Source organism: Streptomyces sp. NPDC001480, assembly GCF_042894725.1.
Classification (GTDB): domain Bacteria; phylum Actinomycetota; class Actinomycetes; order Streptomycetales; family Streptomycetaceae; genus Streptomyces.
On sequence record NZ_JBIAVX010000009.1, the window covers coordinates 74,126 to 88,460 of the forward strand.

The following is a 14,335-nucleotide window of genomic DNA, read 5'->3' on the forward strand; positions in this document are numbered from 1 at the left end:
TGGACGATTGAGTCAAGAATGGCTAGGCTGAGACCATGCCAAGACCACGCGCATTCGACGAACGCCAAGTCCTGGAGCGGGCCAGGGAACAGTTCTGGGCGACCGGCTATGCAGGAACCCGGATGGACGACATCGCCCAGGCGACCGGCCTGGGCAAGGGCAGCCTGTACGGCGCATTCGGCGACAAGGCCAAGCTGTTCCACCGTGTGTTTGGCGACTGGTGCACCGCAGTCGTTGAGGTGGCCGAAGGGCGCCTGGCAGGTGGCCCGGACGCAGGGGCCTTGGCCCGGCTGTCGGGATACGTGCACCTGATGGCGGAGAACACCGCCTCCGACACCGAACGCCGCGGGTGCCTGTTGGCCAAGGGCGCGGCGGAACTGGCCCAGCACGACCCGACGGTCGCCGGACGGTCGGCCGAGACCATGACGGCACTGCTGGCCCTGCTGCGGACGGAGATCAGCGCCGCCCAGCGCCACGGCGACATCGATAGCGCTGCGGATCCGGAGCGGTTGGCGGCACTGCTGCTGACGGTGGTCCGCGGTATCGAGGCGGTAGGCAAGGCCGGCCTGGACCCGGAGACGCTGCGGAACATTGCAGACACCGCACTGGCCGTCCTGCCCATGCCCGAGGGGCAGAAACGTCTCACAACAGGGCGCAGTCCGGCCCACGAGGACGAACTTGGTGCCATCACGGCCACATGATCCGCCGGACAATGCCATGAGCAGATCGATGTCCGCGTCGCATTCCAGACGTATGGTCACCCAGTGCGAGCCCGGCACGAGCCGGATCGCGGTCGATCAGGTCGCTCTCAAAACGGTGGATCATCCTGGCGGTGAGGTGCAGGTCGACCCGTCGGCCCCAGAGTCGTTCGGACGCATCCATCACCTTCCGAAAGAGCGCCTGGCCGCGGTCATGGACGGCATGCGCGAACGCGGACTCATCGACACCGACGGCCACTTCACCGACGCCGGCCGCGCGACCAAACAGAAGGCACAGGACACCGACGCCGCTGCGGAGGACCGGAGGGCGCGGGTGTCATCGCCTGGGGCCGGGTCGTACGACGGATTACGCGGCTCGAGCCACACCCGCCCGTCCTGCTGACGCAGCACTTGCACCGTGGCTTCGTCGCCCAGGAGCGCAGCGACGATGTCGCCGTGATCGGCGCTGTCCATCTTGCTTGCGGTGACGGTGTCGTCGTCACAAATCGCCGCATCGATCATGGAGTCGCCGACCACAACCGGCCCCTCGTTCCTGCCTCGCAGGCCGGGTGCCCAGTGACGCCTGCGCCGCTGGGGCTAGGCGGTCCTGCTGAGGGCGATGGCCTGGCGAGCCTGGTGGGAGGGTCATTGGCTCTCGGGTCGCGGCGCCAGAGGGCCATGGCTCGTACGACACCGCTGCGGTAGTCGTTGGCGCGAATGGAGCGGACGGGGCTGAGAATGAGCGCGGGCCGACGAGACGCGGGAGGAGATCGTCGGCCTGTACGGGCGGGCCTGCGCGCACTCCGACGAGACGATCGAGTCGCTGCCCCTGGACGCGCTCGGCCGTATACCGGGCACGCCGAGCGGGACGACACTCCACCGGATCCTCACCCACATGATCGCCGAGCCCCATCGGCACGCCGGACACACCGACGTCGTCCGCGAAGTCCTCGACGGCGCCGTGGGCCAGCGGCCCGACGCCTGGCTGTGAGCCGGCTTCACACGTACCCGCGTCGCCGCACGACACCGAGCGCGAGCGCGCCCAGGGGGACGTTGAGCCAGAACGTGAGCAGCCGGTAGACCAGGACGGCCGAGGTGGCGGGGCCCGCGGGCACGCCGAGCGCGGTCAGGCCGGCGATGAGTCCGGCTTCGAGCGCGCCCAGGCCGCCGGGGACGGGGGCCGCGTTGGCGAGCAGTCGGGCCGCCATGTAGGCGGCGCCCACCTGGACGAAGGGGAGGTCGCCGCCGAGCGCGTGGACGCTCAGGGCGAGGCCCACGACCTGGACGAGGGGCAGGCCGAGCGCGCCCACGGTGCCGACGGCGATCTTCGCGGGGTCGGTGGCGATGCCCTTGACGGTCGACCCGGCCGAGCTCAGGAACGGCCACACCTTCTCGTGCAGGAAGCGCCGCCCCGGCGGGGTGAGGCCGATCAGCCCTCCGGCGGCGAGCGTGAGCGCGACGGCGGGCAGGACGTACCGGCCGACGGGCACGTCCAGACGCACTCCGGCGTGGTGCCCTCCGGCCCAGGCGAGGAACACCGCGGCGACCAGGGCGTTGGACACGGCTCCGGCCAGGCTCTGCAGTCCGACGGAGGCCGTGGCCGCACCGGTCTCGATGCCCGTCTTCTGCAGATAGCGCAGGTTCAGCGCCATGCCGCCGACATTGTTCGGGGTGATCCGGTTCAGGAACGAGCTGGCGAACTGCACCTGGTACGTGGGCCAGAACGGCAGCCGGTCGGGGATCGTGCCCAGTTGCAGACAGGTCGAGAACGCCTGCGAGACGAAGGTGACGGGCACGACGGCGAGCAGCCACCACCAGTTCGCGTCGCGCAGCGCGTGGAGGGCGGCCGGGGCGTTGGCGAACTGCGGCAGCACGAGGTGCAGCACCAGGAAGGCGCCGAGCAGGCCCAGGACGCTCTTCCAGGTGAAGCGCGCCAGGCGGGCCGGCGGGACGGACGGCGCCTCGCACGCCGTACGGACCTCGCCGGCGAGGTCGTGCATCAGGTTGGGCCGGCCGCCGGGGCGCCGCGCACGGCGCCGGACGTCTCCGCCGGCGGCGCGGGCCCGGTTCTGGTCGAAACGTGCTACCTCGCGCCGTGCGGGGCCGATCAGCGCGAGCGGTTGCAGATACGGCAGTGCGCTCGCCAGCAGGCCGGGGCCGAGGCCGGTCAGCGCGCACGCGGTGGCGCGGTGCGGGCCGACGCGTACGGCGGTCGTGGCCAGCAGTTCGGCGATGTCGCTGCCGAGCACCTCGGGCGGCGCGTTGAGCCGGGCCCGGGCGAACGCGGTGAGCCGGGGCTCTCCGCGCGGATCTACGAGGACGTGTTCGGTGCGCAGCGCCCGGTGCGCGAGGCGGTGCTCCTGCAGGCGGGCCACGGACTGCCACACCTCGCCCAGCAGCCGGTCGGTCAGCTCCTCGGCCTCCAGGGCGGACAGCGGGCGGGCGTCCTGACCGACGGTCACCAGGAGCGCGCCCTCGCCGTCCACCGGGTAGGCGATCACGGGTTCGTCGACCTGGGCGCCGGTGCGGGCGGCGAAGACCAGCATGAGCAGTTCGTGCTCGACGGCGGTGAGCGGCGTCTGCGCGCCGGGGTCGGCCGGGTGGCGCAGCAGCGTACGCCGGGCGAGCCGGTGGAACAGATCGCGGCCCTGGTCCTCGGCGGCGACGACCCGTACGGTCAGCCGGGCGTCGGCGGTGGTCTCGGCGCTGTACCGGATCCCCTCGCCGGGCAGCTGCTCGTGCGTGGGCAGCTCGCGCAGGGTGGCGAGCGGGATCCCGCAGGCGACCAGCGCGTCGGCGACCGCCTGGGCCGGCGGGCGGTCCGGCGGGCCGCCCGCGATGAGCAGGACCGCCGCGCCTGCTGCGCCGCCCGCGGCCGGCGCGGCGAGGGCCTCCAGGGGCACGAGGGCGGCGGCCACGGCGCTCACCACCACGCACGCGGCGGTCAGGGACCACAGCGCCCGCCGCCACGGCCGCGCGAGCCAGGGCCCCGCGGCGACCACGGCAGCGGCGCACGCCGCCAGGTACACCGCGGACGGCCAGCCCGCCCGGACCAGTCCGCCCCGGCCGAGCAGCACCTCGGGCCACAGCTCGGGCCGGCCGCGTGCCAGCGCCAGGCGGGTGAGCGCCCAGGCGGTCGCCGCGCCCAGTGCCGCTGCGGGCAGGACCCTGAACGCCGCGTCGCTCCGTCGGCGTACGACGAGGACGACCAGCGCCGCGGCCGGCGCCGCCAGGGCGACGACCTGCACCGTGCCGACCAGGCCGTCGCGCAGGCCCGGAGGCAGCGCGGCCGCCGCGGACAGCAGCCCCTGCTGCACCCTGCGGGCGAACTCACGGGTGACGACCGCCACCAGCACCGCCAGCCCGAGCATTGCCAGGGACACCAGCAGCCGCGACAGATCGGCCGCCCGGCGCACATCGCGCGGCGGGGGTGCGTCGATCACCGGCGCCGTCCGGCCGTCCGCCTTGCCGACGATGTCGGAGGACAGGATCGTGTCGCGGTGCCCGGTCACCTCCGGCCACCGGCGGGGACGCGAGGACGGCGCATGCGCTCACTTCCCTGGGGATGTCGTCCGGCCGGCCCGGACACCCGTCCTCATCGTCCCACCGCGTGGCGGGCCCGGCGTGCGTGCGGCTGTCCTGCCAGGAACGCCGCGCCGTCACTTTGGAGAATGGCCGGAGCCGCTCATCCGGGCGCGGTTCTCCGCGAGGAGTTCCTGCACGCTGCGTTCGACCTCCCCGGGGTCGACTCCCAGGGCGCGGCCCATGTGGATCGACCACACTTCCGAGCGCACGTTGGTCTCGAAGTCCAGGTCGGCGCGGACGTTCTCGCGGGCGGCCTGGCGGTTCTGGCTCACCATCACGAAGGTCGACAGGAAGATCGCCTCCAGGCTGACGATCATGGTGAGCAGTCCGAAGGGGAAGGGGTCCCAGATCGCCGCCTGGCCGAACGCGCCCTCGTTGCACAGGATCCAGACCGTGAACCAGAGGCCGTGCAGGTAGACGAACAGCATGGTTCCGGCGAAGGCGGTGATCGCGTCCGCGATCTTGTCCTCGGTCCCTCGCATCCGCGCGAGGACGTCCTGCTCGTGCCGCAGCCGCAGCCCCGGACCGCCCGGCCTGCCGGGACGACCCGGACCGCTCACCTCGCCGCTCATGGCCCCTCCTCGACCGACCGTCCACGGGGAACAGCCGTGAGCCTACGTGGCGGACGGGTCCGATCCCCGGTGCGGCACGGGGTCCGGTCAGCGTTCCGATCGCGCAGGGGGCACCCGCTCGGGGTGCTGAACCCGGTCGATGAACTCGCTGGACGCGTAGGAGGAGGAGTTGCTGGCCAGGATCGCGTCGGGTGGCGCAGTGCGCCATGCGCCTCGACGGCAGTGGCCAGCGGGACGTGGTACCGCCCGGTGTGATCACCACCGGCAAGCAACTGGCCTCGGACGGCGCCGGGTGCCTGTACTGGAGCGACCGCGAGGGCCGCCGGATCAGCCGGGTGCGGTTGGACGGCAGCGGCCTGACCGACCTGGTGGTCAACCCGCCCGGCGACATCTCCTAGGAATGCGTGGGCGTGGCCGTGGGCCCCCTTTTGCGCCGGCCTGGAGCTCCCGTCCGGGCAGAGCCCGGAGCGGCGCACGGACATCGAACTGCTCTGGTCCGACCTGCCCTGGCCGATCGACCTGCACCTCGACGGCGACTGGCTCTACTGGACCGACCGCGGCGCACCGCCGGGCGGGAACACGTTCAACCGGGCGGCGATCCCGGCACCGGGAGCGCCGGGCAGGTCTCCTCAGATCTTGGCGAGTGGCTTCGCCGAGGCGATCGGGCTGGGCGTCGACCCTGCCGCCGGCGTCGCCTACGTGTCCGATCTGGGCGGACACATTCGTGGCGTCCCGTTGCCCGGCGACCCGGCGGCCCAAAAGTTCGGAGAACATGACATCGCGTTCCTTCCCCATCCGCTGACGGGGATCGCAGGTCTCATCAGCCGCTGAACACCGGCACCATCGCACTCTTCGTCCGAGGGCTTCTACGGCGCTCAGGCCGTAAGGCTCTCGATCGCCACGGGGAGGTGGCGGGGGCCGCGCAGCACGGCGTTGGCCCGGTAGGGCGGCGGGTCCTCGATCAGCCCGGCGAACTTGACCCGGCGGAACAGTTCGGGCACGGCCACGTGAAGTTCTATCCGGGCGAGAGGGGCGCCGAAGCAGTAGTGGATGCCGGTGTAGAAGCCCAGGTGCTCGTTGTCCTTGCGGTCGGGATCGAACCGGTCCGGGTCATCGAAGCGTTTGGGGTCGCGGTTGGCCGCGGCCAGCATGAGCCAGACCGGCGAGCCCTTGGGGATCGTGGTGCTGGCGACGTCGATGTCGGCCAGGGCGGTGGTCCACGGGACGAACTGGACCGGAGGCTCGTAGCGCAGCACTTCCTCGATGAGCGGGACGGCCAGGTCCGGGTCCTTCTGGAACCGCTGGAGGAGGTCGGGGTGGCGCAGCAGGGTGAGGGTCGTGTTGGTGATCGCGTTGACCGTGGTCTCGTGGCCGGCGACCAGGAGCAGCACCGCGGTGGCCTCCAGGTCGGCCGGTGTCATGTCGGGGGCGAGCGCGCTGAGTATCCCGGGGCCGGGGTGACGGCGTTTGGTCTCGATCAGACCGGTCAGGTAGGCGCCCATCTCCTGGCGGGCCCGCTGTGCCTTTTCCGGGCCGCCGTCGTCGCCGGAGTGGGGATCGATTGACGACGCCAGGGCATCGGCCCAGCCGTGGAAGCGCGGTTCGTCCTCGCGCGGGACGCCGAGGACCTTACAGATGGCGGTGACGGGAACGGGGTAGGCGAAGTCCTCGACGATGTCGACCTGGTCCTTGCCTTCGAAGGCGTCGAGCAGCTCGGTGACCGCCTTGGCCAGCTCTCCGCGCAGGCCGTCGAGGAATCTGGGGCTGTGCGGGGGGCCGAACGGCCGGTTGATGGTGTCGCGCAGCCGGTCGTGCACGGGCGGGTCGGTGAAGATGAAGCTGGGCGGCAAACCGGTCTGCGGGTCCGGTTGCCCGACGCGGGCGTAGCCGGACGGGCGGTTGCTCGTGTCGTTGCTCAGCCGCGGGTCGTTGGCCAGGCTCCGCACCTCGTAATAGGTGCTGACCAGGTAGGAGCCGTCGTCCTCCCGCCTGACCGGTTGCTTGCGCAGTTCCGCGTAGAGCGGGTACGGATCGGCCCGGTTGGCGTAGTCGGTGATCTGCGCGAGGAGGGTGCCGGACGTCATGGTGACTCCTGAGGGCTCCGGGCGGTGCAGGGCCGGTGATCAGGCATGTGCCGGAACGAACGCGACACGCCGCTCGCTCGGCGAGTGACCCGTCAGCGTGACCGTGGCCCCATGGGTGGGCAGATGGGGATCGGGGAAGGCCGGGTCGACCGGATGCAGCGTCTCGGTCCGGCGGTCGACCGTGCGGTACTCCGGCGGGAACGGCGCGCCGGACGCGATCTGCTGCTCGTAGAACCCCAGCCACTTGGCTCCGTCGAAGGACGCCGCGGCGATGACACGGCCGCGGTAGCCGTACACCGCGACGAACCGCTCCTCGGCGAGCGCCCCTTGGGCGACGACCAGTTGGTCGCCCAGGGAGGGAACACCGACCGACTTGATGTTGACACCGAACTGGGTGGACCAGAACATCGGCAGCCACAGGTGCGGACGGCGGTCCGGACCCGCACAGATCATGTTGTGGGCGGCGATCTCGGCCTGTTCGACCGCGTTGCCCCAGTGCTCCAGCGCCAGGAACTGGTAGTCGAAGAGCGGGTGGGGGCTGCGGGCGACGTCACCGGCGGCGTAGATGTCGTCGGTGACGATGCCGTTGACGTCGAACACCCGGCACCCGGCGTCGCACGCGATACCCCGGGGACCCGCGGCCACCCCCGATCCGGCGAGCCATTCGGTGTTCCGCATGGCCCCGAGCGAGACAACGGCCACGTCCACGTCGATCGCCGCACCGTCCGACAGATGCGCACGCCTGAGCCGTCCCACATCGTCGCCCTCCAGGGCGGTGACGCTGACCCCGCACCGCAGGTCGACCCCGTGCTTGCGTTGCAGCCGGTCCGCGACCGCGCCGATCACCCCACCGAGCGCGCCCACCAGCGGCGCCGGACCGCGCTCGGCGACCGTGACCGCAAGGCCCAGCTCCCGGCAGGCGGAGGCGACCTCCGAACCCGTGAAACCGGCGCCGATCACCAGCACCCGGGACACGCCCCCGGTCAGCTTCCGGAACAGGCGCGCGGAGTCGTCGCGCGTACGCAGCACGAACACCCCGTCCAACGCGGCCTCTTCCGGGTGGAACCAGGGCCGCGCCCTGGTCCCGGTCGTGATCAGCAGGCGGTCGTAGGGGACGGTGTCGCCGTTCGTCAGACGTACCTGCTTGGCGTCCCGGTCCAGGCTTGCGGCGGCGACACCCAGACGCCATTCGGCGTCGACGTCGCGCCGCCGCGGCAGCGCGGTGTCCTCGGGCCGTGCCCGCCCCAGCAGTGCCTGCTTGGACAGCGGCGGCCGGTCGTAGGGCTCGTACGGCTCGTCGCCGATCATGGTGAGTGATCCGGTGAAGCCCTGCTCGCGCAAGGTCTCCGCCGCGCGCAGACCCGCCAGCGAGGCACCGACCACGACGATGCGGCCCTGACCCCGCAGGACCTGGACGTCCGTGTCAGCCGACATGGGGCTCGACCCGCCTCGTCGGCTCGTCGGAGTAGTCGGCCAGGATGGCCTGGACCGGGCAGGCGGCCGCGGCCTTCTCCACCCGGTCGCGTTGTGCCTCGTCGAAGCGAGGGGAGAACAGCAGCGCTTCTTCCCCGTGGAGGGAGAAGACGTCCGGGGCGAGAAAGACGCACTGTGCGAATCCCTGGCACCGGTTGAGATCGACGACAAGCCTCATCAGGAACCCGCTCCCTGCGCGGGCCGCGGTCCCGGCGGCCTGTGCCGCAAGCTCCGCGGCGCCTTGCGTATGGTCCACTCGATCGGTTGGCATGCCTCACCTTCAGGATCGACTCCCTCGGAGGGGCTCGCAAACCGGAACACGGCGGCTTGGAAAGCCACCATCTTTTCGGCCATCGCCAGTGGACGGAGTCAGGGCCGTACGCAGCAGCCACTCACACGGGCGACGGCAGGTGCGAAGGGGCACCCGCATGGAGTTGCTACGCGGGGCCAATGCCGTGCGTAAATGGCTACTGACTCGCATGCATGATGTGAGCTTGCGTTCGACGGCTCGGGTGATCTGAAGCCAGGTGGGCCACTGCGAGGTCGCCCAGATCCCGCTTCACGGGTGAGCGCACTGCTTCTTGTGGGTTACAGGAGCTGGGCGCCGTCGCGGTGATGGGGGCCGCGGGGGCCGTAGTCGATGTCGGCGCCGTGGTTGCTGCTGGCGGCGATCGGGGCGGGGATGTCGTGGGGGTCCATGACCGCCTCGATGAAGATCATCTTGTCGTTGGGTGCGCTCATGGCCTTCTGCAGGTCGTCGGGGGTCTTGACGACGAAGGAGCGCGCCGTGGTGTTCGGACACAGCACCTTGGGCAGTTCCGCGTAGGCCCAGGTGGCGATGTCGTTGTAACGCTCGTCCCGGCCGAGGTAGCCGCGCTCGATGGTGTATCCGCCGTTGTTGATCAGCAGAACCACCGGCTTGTGGTCGTGCCGCATGATGGTCGACAGCTCCTGCGCGGCCTCCTGGAAGGAGCCGTCGCCCACGAACAGCAGGTGGCGGCGCTCCGGTGCAGCGGTCAGCGTGCCGAGCAGCGCCCCGACCGAGAATCCGATCGAACCCCAGTTGACCGAGCCGACGAAGGTGCACCCCTGCGGCAGGTCGATGCCGAACAGCGCGTACGAGGTGCCGTTGTCGACCAGGAGCACGTCGCCGGGCTTGACGTACTCCTGCACCGCCTTCCAGTAGGCCATCTGGGTGAGCTTCGCGGAGCCGTCTACCGCGGGCGGCTTGGGCGCCGCGGGCTTGCGGATGGTGTGCTCGGCGGCCGGCGAGACGGCGTCGATGACACCGCGCAGCACGTCCTTGAGGTTCACTGCCTGGAAGTTCGCGACCCCGACGTCGGCCGAGTGGCTGCGCAGGTGAATGGTCTCGGGCGGCAGCTTGGCCGAGAAGTCGCCGGTGGTCACCTCGATCGGACGATAGCCGATGGTCAGCAGGCGCTCGCTGCCCTCGACCGCCTCGATCGTCTCCGGTGCGCTCGCCTTGCCGTTGTAGATGCCCACGTAGTTGGGCAAGGTCTCGGTGATCACTGCCTTGGCGGTGCTGCACGTCGCGATCGGCAGCCCCAGCTTCTCGGCCAGCTCCATCACCTCAGCCGCGACGCCGAACCGGTTGACGTCCAGGTCCACCAGGATCGCCGCCGACTTCGCCTCGGACAGGAAGCTCGCGACCGCGGCGACACAGGAGCGCAGCCGCTCAGGATCGCTCGGCGGCTGCTCGAGGACCAGCGGTTCGGCCGGGACCTCGATCTCCAGGTAGGCGATGTCGGAGGGCACCTCCATGTAGACCGGGAGCTTCTCCCGCCACGCGGTCAGGATCAACCGGTCGATCTCCATCGCCGCGTTACGCGGAGTAAGTCTGACCTGGGCCACCGTAACCTGCGCGAAGGCGCTGAGGAAACGGTCCCAGGTGCCGTCGGCCATCGTGTGGTGCATGCCCAGATTCCGCTCGATCGACCTGAGCGGAATCGATCCGCAGACGGCGATGACCGGGACGTGCTCGGCGTAGCAGCCGGCGACGCCGTTGATCGCGCTCATCGCACCCACGGCGTTGGTGACCAGGAACGCACCCATGCCCTTGAGCCGCGCGTATCCGTCAGCCGCGTAGGCCGCGTTGAGCTCGTTGCAGTTGCCGACCCACTCCACCGCGCCGCCATCGTGCATCTGCTGGAGCAGTTCGAGGTTGTAGTCACCCGGGACGCCGAACACGTGGCCGATCCCGGCCTCCGCCATGCGGCGGAGCAGGAAGTCACCGATCGTCATCCGTTTGGTCCGAGACGAAGACATCGCAGTGTTCTCCTGATCAAAAAGGCCATGTTGAGGCTGGGCAGGCCCTGGTTCTCGACAAACGGGTACTACTCCGTGACGTGTCCTTCAAACAGCCGACCCGCCCATACTCCCCGCCGTGCCAAATCGACGCGCGCGGACCAATCCGGCCGAGTGAACCGGCTTGTGTGGTGGTCGGGTGCCGGTTGCTGGACCGTGTTGTCGAGTGGCTGAGCCCGTGCTCACGCTCCTGACGTTCAGGGGCGCCTCCCGGTGAAGCGATGTCCGCCTGGTCGATCGGTGACGAGGAGGTGGCGGCCCGCCTGGCCGTCCACCGCGCGCCTGCGGGCAAGCTCCTAGACCAGGGCTGGACAAACCGTGCCGCATGGTCACTGCTCAGGCCTGGCAGCTGGACCGGGCCTGGCTTCACGCGCGAGGAGAAGCCGCGGGCAGTTGCCGGCGTTCCTCGCTGTAGGGGATGGAGTGTCCTACTGATTGGGTTCGGCGGCGCTGATGTCGCCGAGTGCCGAGCGTGCGTCGCGTTCGATCGCCAGGTCGCCGATGGAGTTGATCCCCACCGGGTGGCCCTCCTCGACGACCGGAAGGCGGCGGGCGGAACGCTCGCGCATGGACATGTCCGGGTACGTTGCGGAGAAGGACCTGGCGTCCTATGCCAGCCCTGTGGCGGGGAACGCGCAGCCGGACTCACCCCCCGTCGCGTCTGGTGGCGATACGGGTCACGGTGACCTCGACGGTGACCTCCTCCACGGCGTCGAGGGCGGCGAGGTGGGAGATGACGGCGGCCGCTACTCGGTCATGGACGTTCTGGGCGACGTCCAGCGTCCGCCGGCCCCCGGCCAGGACGCAGCGCACTTCGATGTGCCATCCCGAACTGCCTGGCGCTCGTTCGGCGCGGATGCCCGCCTTGGGCGATGTGTCGTACGGTGTGGCGTTCCTCAGGGGGGATGCGGCGGCTGCCGCGAGGCGACGGGAGAGGCGGGGTTGCAGGCCCGTTACGCCGGGAACGGCGAGGGCCGCCTCGGCCGCTACGCCGAGGAGGGTGGTCGTGCGGATGAGGGTCATGGTGGACCACCGCCGGGCGGGAGGGGCGGCTCGGGCTCGAGGACGTCGACCACGGTGATGTCCACGGCTGTCACGGCAAGACCCAGGTCGTGTACGGCCGAGTGGAGGACCGCTCTGCGTACCTGGTGGACCCGGTCGGGCAGCGGGCCGTCGAGAGCGGCGGCCAGGGTCATAGTCACCCGTATGTCGGTGCCTTCGCCCTCGGGTGCGAGCCGGCAGGTCGCGGCTCTGGCGCCGGGGACCGTGTCGGCGGCCTGCCGCAGTATTTTTGCCGCGGCGCTCTCGGCGATTCGCAGGTTACGGTCCGGGTCGGCCAGGGGCAGCAGCCGCCCGAGCCGTGCCTCTGCTCTGACGATGTTCATGACGCGGTCGGCGAGTGCGTGGAGGCCGAAAGTCTCGGCGCGCAGCGCCCGGGTGGCCGCGTTCACCGTGGCCAGTTGCTCGGTGGCCTCGCGGCAGTGCGGGCAGGAGGCGGTGTGCGGGTTCGTTGCCGGCGCCGCGTCCTGGGCCTGTTCCCAGACTTGGCTGAGCAGTCGGCCGCAGGGTAGTACCTCATCACCTGCGATCGGGGGAAGGTCGGCGGCGGCTGGGCCGGGAGGGGGCCCGTGGGCTCCGGGGGGTTGGGGAGGCCGCGTGTGCGGGTCGTCTAGCGCCATGGGCCCATCGCCTCCTGCAGGGATCGGCGTGCCCTGAACAGTCTGCCGCGCACCGTCTGTTCGCTGGTCCGCGTGACGTGGGCGATCTCTTTGTAGGGCAGGCCCTGTACTTCTCTCAGGATCCAGCAGAGCCGCTGCCCGGCGTCCAGTTCGGCGAGCGCGTGGGAGAGGGCGGCGGTGGCCGCGTGCTGCTCGGCGGACCGGGCGGGCTGGCTCCAGGCATCTTGCGCCGCGGGCTCGGCGACGGTGTCGAGGGAGAGGGGTGGTGGTCGGCGCCGGCGCATGGTCAGGCAGCGGTTGACGGTGATCCGGTACATCCAGGTGCGGAACTCCGCGCTGTGGCGGTATTCCGGCAGTCGTCGCCAGGCGCTGACGAACGCGTCCTGAACGGCCTCTTCGGCGTCCTGATGGTTGCCGAGCATGCAGCGGGCCAGGGCAAGGAGGGACGAGCCGTGCCGGTGGACGAGAGCGGCGAAGGAGTCCTCGTCCCCCTCGGCCGCCCGCGCGGCCAACAGTCCGTCCGGCAGGTCGCGTTCCAGCAGGTCGCGGCCCAGCGGTGGGGAAGCAGTACTTTCGATCATGGCGTTCCCGCACAAGACTCGGATCGTCCGCGTACCCGACAGATTGAATGTGATGCACATCACACTCGGTGCGTGTGAGAAATGCGCCGCCCTGTGTGTCCAACCTTCCGACGGGCGCCGTACCGGTGCCCGACCGACCGATCGAGGCGACCGCCATGACGGACAACATCACCAGCGTCGGCGGGGGCAACGGGTCCGATGCGAGCGCGAGCGCATTGAAAGGCCGCACCGGAGCCGACGCTCCGGCCGAGACACGGGGCAAGACCACAATCGCCGACGGGGTGGTGGCCAAGATCGCAGGCATGGCCGCCCGCGAGGTACCCGGCATCTACAGCCTGGGAGCGGGGATGGCCCGTGCCTTCGGTGCCGTGCGGGAGCGCGTCCCCGGCGGGGGCGGAGGAGCCGTCACGCGAGGGGTGAAGGTCGAGGTCGGCGAGCGTCAGGCCGCGGTCGACCTGGACGTCGTCGTCGAGTACGGCGTCTCCATCGTCGACGTGGCCGGCGGAGTACGCATCAACGTCATCAGCGCCGTGGAGCGGATGACGGGACTGGAGGTCGTCGAGGTGAACATCGCCGTCGACGACGTCCGCCTTCCCGACGAGGAGGAAGAACCGGGACCGGACGAGGGCCGCGTGAGGTGATCCACCACCGCGTCGTCGGGGCGTGCGGGTGATCACGTGGACGGTGACGTACGTTCGCGAGACGGGTGAGTGCATGATGAACGCAGCAACGACGGGCCTCGCGGCCGGCATGGCCCTGGGCTTCGCCGGTTACTTCGGCGGCTTCTGGGCCTTCCTGCTGGTGCTGGTCCTGGGCATGGCTGGGCTGATCGGCGGCCTCGCCGTGCAGGGCGATCTCGACTTCCGGGCCCGGAGGCAGCGGTGAAGACCCCCGGCCCCTCGGGCGAGGGGCCCGATCCACCGGCGCGGGCCACCGGCTTGCCGCCCCCTGCCGAGCGAGGTGCCACCGTCATCCCGGACAGGGTGGTAGCCCGCATCGCCGCCCAGGCCGCACTCACGGCCCAGTCACGGCGCGCCGCCGTACCGCCCGACCGGAGCGCGCCAGTGGCGCCGAGCGCCTCCGCCGCCGTCCGTACCGGTTCGGTGCGGGTGCATCTGACCATGGACCTGCCCTACCCCACCGACATCCCCCATGTCTGCGAGCGGATCCAGCAGGACGTCGCCCAACGGGTGGCTCAGCTGACCGGCTTGCGGGTCGGAGAGGTGGCCCTGACCGGCCGGCGGCTGGTGACCGCCGCCGACGCGAGCCGGGGGCGGGTCCGCTGAGCGGCCACGCGGCCCGGGGTGCCGGGCCTCCCGTGCAGGAAGGAGTCCGGCG

At 70.9% G+C, this 14,335-nt stretch carries 17 protein-coding genes and 1 pseudogene; 7 read left to right on the top strand and 11 right to left on the bottom strand.

Annotated features, from left to right (window positions below; translation table 11 throughout):
• Positions 1-35 precede the first annotated feature (35 nt).
• On the top strand, positions 36-701 hold the full coding sequence (locus ACFY01_RS22920; protein WP_390737581.1) for a TetR/AcrR family transcriptional regulator: 666 nt from the start codon (positions 36-38) through the stop codon (positions 699-701).
• Between the two features lie 180 nt (positions 702-881).
• Here ACFY01_RS22920 and ACFY01_RS22925 read toward each other — a convergent pair whose 3' ends face one another.
• The gene (locus tag ACFY01_RS22925) at positions 882-1,235 is read right to left on the bottom strand and encodes a LexA family protein (protein WP_390737582.1); all 354 of its coding nucleotides are present in this window, start codon (positions 1,233-1,235) and stop codon (positions 882-884) included.
• A gap of 205 nt (positions 1,236-1,440) precedes the next feature.
• Between ACFY01_RS22925 and ACFY01_RS22930 the strand changes: the two are divergent.
• A pseudogene (locus tag ACFY01_RS22930) lies at positions 1,441-1,671 on the top strand (DUF664 domain-containing protein); the annotation flags it as partial.
• Positions 1,672-1,696: 25 nt separating this feature from the next.
• Here the strand turns inward: ACFY01_RS22930 and ACFY01_RS22935 are convergent.
• Positions 1,697-4,210, bottom strand: a complete 2,514-nt coding sequence (locus tag ACFY01_RS22935; protein ID WP_390737583.1) for a flippase-like domain-containing protein — start codon at positions 4,208-4,210, stop codon at positions 1,697-1,699.
• Positions 4,211-4,357: 147 nt separating this feature from the next.
• Positions 4,358-4,855 carry a DUF1003 domain-containing protein gene (locus ACFY01_RS22940; protein ID WP_390737584.1) on the bottom strand — a complete coding sequence of 166 codons (498 nt, stop codon included), beginning with the start codon at positions 4,853-4,855 and terminating at the stop codon, positions 4,358-4,360.
• 191 nt (positions 4,856-5,046) lie between these two features.
• Here ACFY01_RS22940 and ACFY01_RS22945 point away from each other — a divergent pair, with 191 nt between their 5' ends.
• Together ACFY01_RS22945 and ACFY01_RS22950 are read left to right on the top strand one after the other, a co-directional pair.
• Positions 5,047-5,253: a hypothetical protein gene (locus tag ACFY01_RS22945; protein ID WP_390737585.1), complete on the top strand. Its 207-nt coding sequence runs from the start codon at positions 5,047-5,049 to the stop codon at positions 5,251-5,253.
• Positions 5,254-5,491: 238 nt separating this feature from the next.
• Positions 5,492-5,686, top strand: a complete 195-nt coding sequence (locus ACFY01_RS22950) for a hypothetical protein (RefSeq protein ID WP_390737586.1) — start codon at positions 5,492-5,494, stop codon at positions 5,684-5,686.
• Positions 5,687-5,730: 44 nt separating this feature from the next.
• Here ACFY01_RS22950 and ACFY01_RS22955 read toward each other — a convergent pair whose 3' ends face one another.
• The 8 genes from ACFY01_RS22955 to ACFY01_RS22990 all read right to left on the bottom strand — a co-directional run bounded on the left by ACFY01_RS22955 (position 5,731) and on the right by ACFY01_RS22990 (position 12,997).
• Positions 5,731-6,939 (bottom strand): cytochrome P450, encoded by a 1,209-nt coding sequence (locus tag ACFY01_RS22955; RefSeq protein WP_390737587.1) that lies wholly within the window; start codon positions 6,937-6,939, stop codon positions 5,731-5,733.
• Between the two features lie 39 nt (positions 6,940-6,978).
• Positions 6,979-8,373, bottom strand: coding sequence for an NAD(P)/FAD-dependent oxidoreductase (locus ACFY01_RS22960; RefSeq protein WP_390737588.1), 1,395 nt, complete (start codon positions 8,371-8,373; stop codon positions 6,979-6,981).
• Positions 8,363-8,590, bottom strand: a complete 228-nt coding sequence (locus ACFY01_RS22965) for a ferredoxin (RefSeq protein ID WP_390737589.1) — start codon at positions 8,588-8,590, stop codon at positions 8,363-8,365. Before ACFY01_RS22965 ends, ACFY01_RS22960 begins: the two co-directional genes overlap by 11 nt.
• 410 nt (positions 8,591-9,000) lie before the next feature.
• A complete protein-coding gene (locus ACFY01_RS22970) occupies positions 9,001-10,698 on the bottom strand; it encodes an alpha-keto acid decarboxylase family protein (RefSeq protein WP_390737590.1) in 1,698 nt (565 codons plus the stop codon).
• A 467-nt stretch (positions 10,699-11,165) separates the two neighbouring features.
• Complete coding sequence (locus tag ACFY01_RS22975; protein WP_390737591.1) at positions 11,166-11,306, bottom strand: oxidoreductase; 141 nt, start codon at positions 11,304-11,306, stop codon at positions 11,166-11,168.
• A 76-nt stretch (positions 11,307-11,382) separates the two neighbouring features.
• A complete protein-coding gene (locus tag ACFY01_RS22980; protein WP_390737592.1) occupies positions 11,383-11,760 on the bottom strand; it encodes a hypothetical protein in 378 nt (125 codons plus the stop codon).
• On the bottom strand, positions 11,757-12,188 hold the full coding sequence (locus tag ACFY01_RS22985) for a hypothetical protein (RefSeq protein ID WP_390737593.1): 432 nt from the start codon (positions 12,186-12,188) through the stop codon (positions 11,757-11,759). Before ACFY01_RS22985 ends, ACFY01_RS22980 begins: the two co-directional genes overlap by 4 nt.
• Positions 12,189-12,406: 218 nt before the next feature.
• Entirely contained in the window at positions 12,407-12,997 is a 591-nt protein-coding gene (locus tag ACFY01_RS22990; RefSeq protein ID WP_390737594.1) for an RNA polymerase sigma factor, read from the bottom strand.
• 155 nt (positions 12,998-13,152) lie between these two features.
• On the opposite strand from ACFY01_RS22990, the gene ACFY01_RS22995 reads away from it, so the two are divergent.
• From ACFY01_RS22995 to ACFY01_RS23005, 3 genes are all read left to right on the top strand, one after another.
• Positions 13,153-13,638 (top strand): Asp23/Gls24 family envelope stress response protein, encoded by a 486-nt coding sequence (locus ACFY01_RS22995; RefSeq protein WP_390737595.1) that lies wholly within the window; start codon positions 13,153-13,155, stop codon positions 13,636-13,638.
• Between the two features lie 73 nt (positions 13,639-13,711).
• Positions 13,712-13,882, top strand: coding sequence for a hypothetical protein (locus tag ACFY01_RS23000; RefSeq protein ID WP_390737596.1), 171 nt, complete (start codon positions 13,712-13,714; stop codon positions 13,880-13,882).
• The gene (locus tag ACFY01_RS23005; protein WP_390737597.1) at positions 13,879-14,283 is read left to right on the top strand and encodes an Asp23/Gls24 family envelope stress response protein; all 405 of its coding nucleotides are present in this window, start codon (positions 13,879-13,881) and stop codon (positions 14,281-14,283) included. The genes ACFY01_RS23000 and ACFY01_RS23005 overlap by 4 nt, the downstream gene beginning before the upstream one ends.
• The last annotated feature ends 52 nt before the right edge of the window (positions 14,284-14,335 follow it).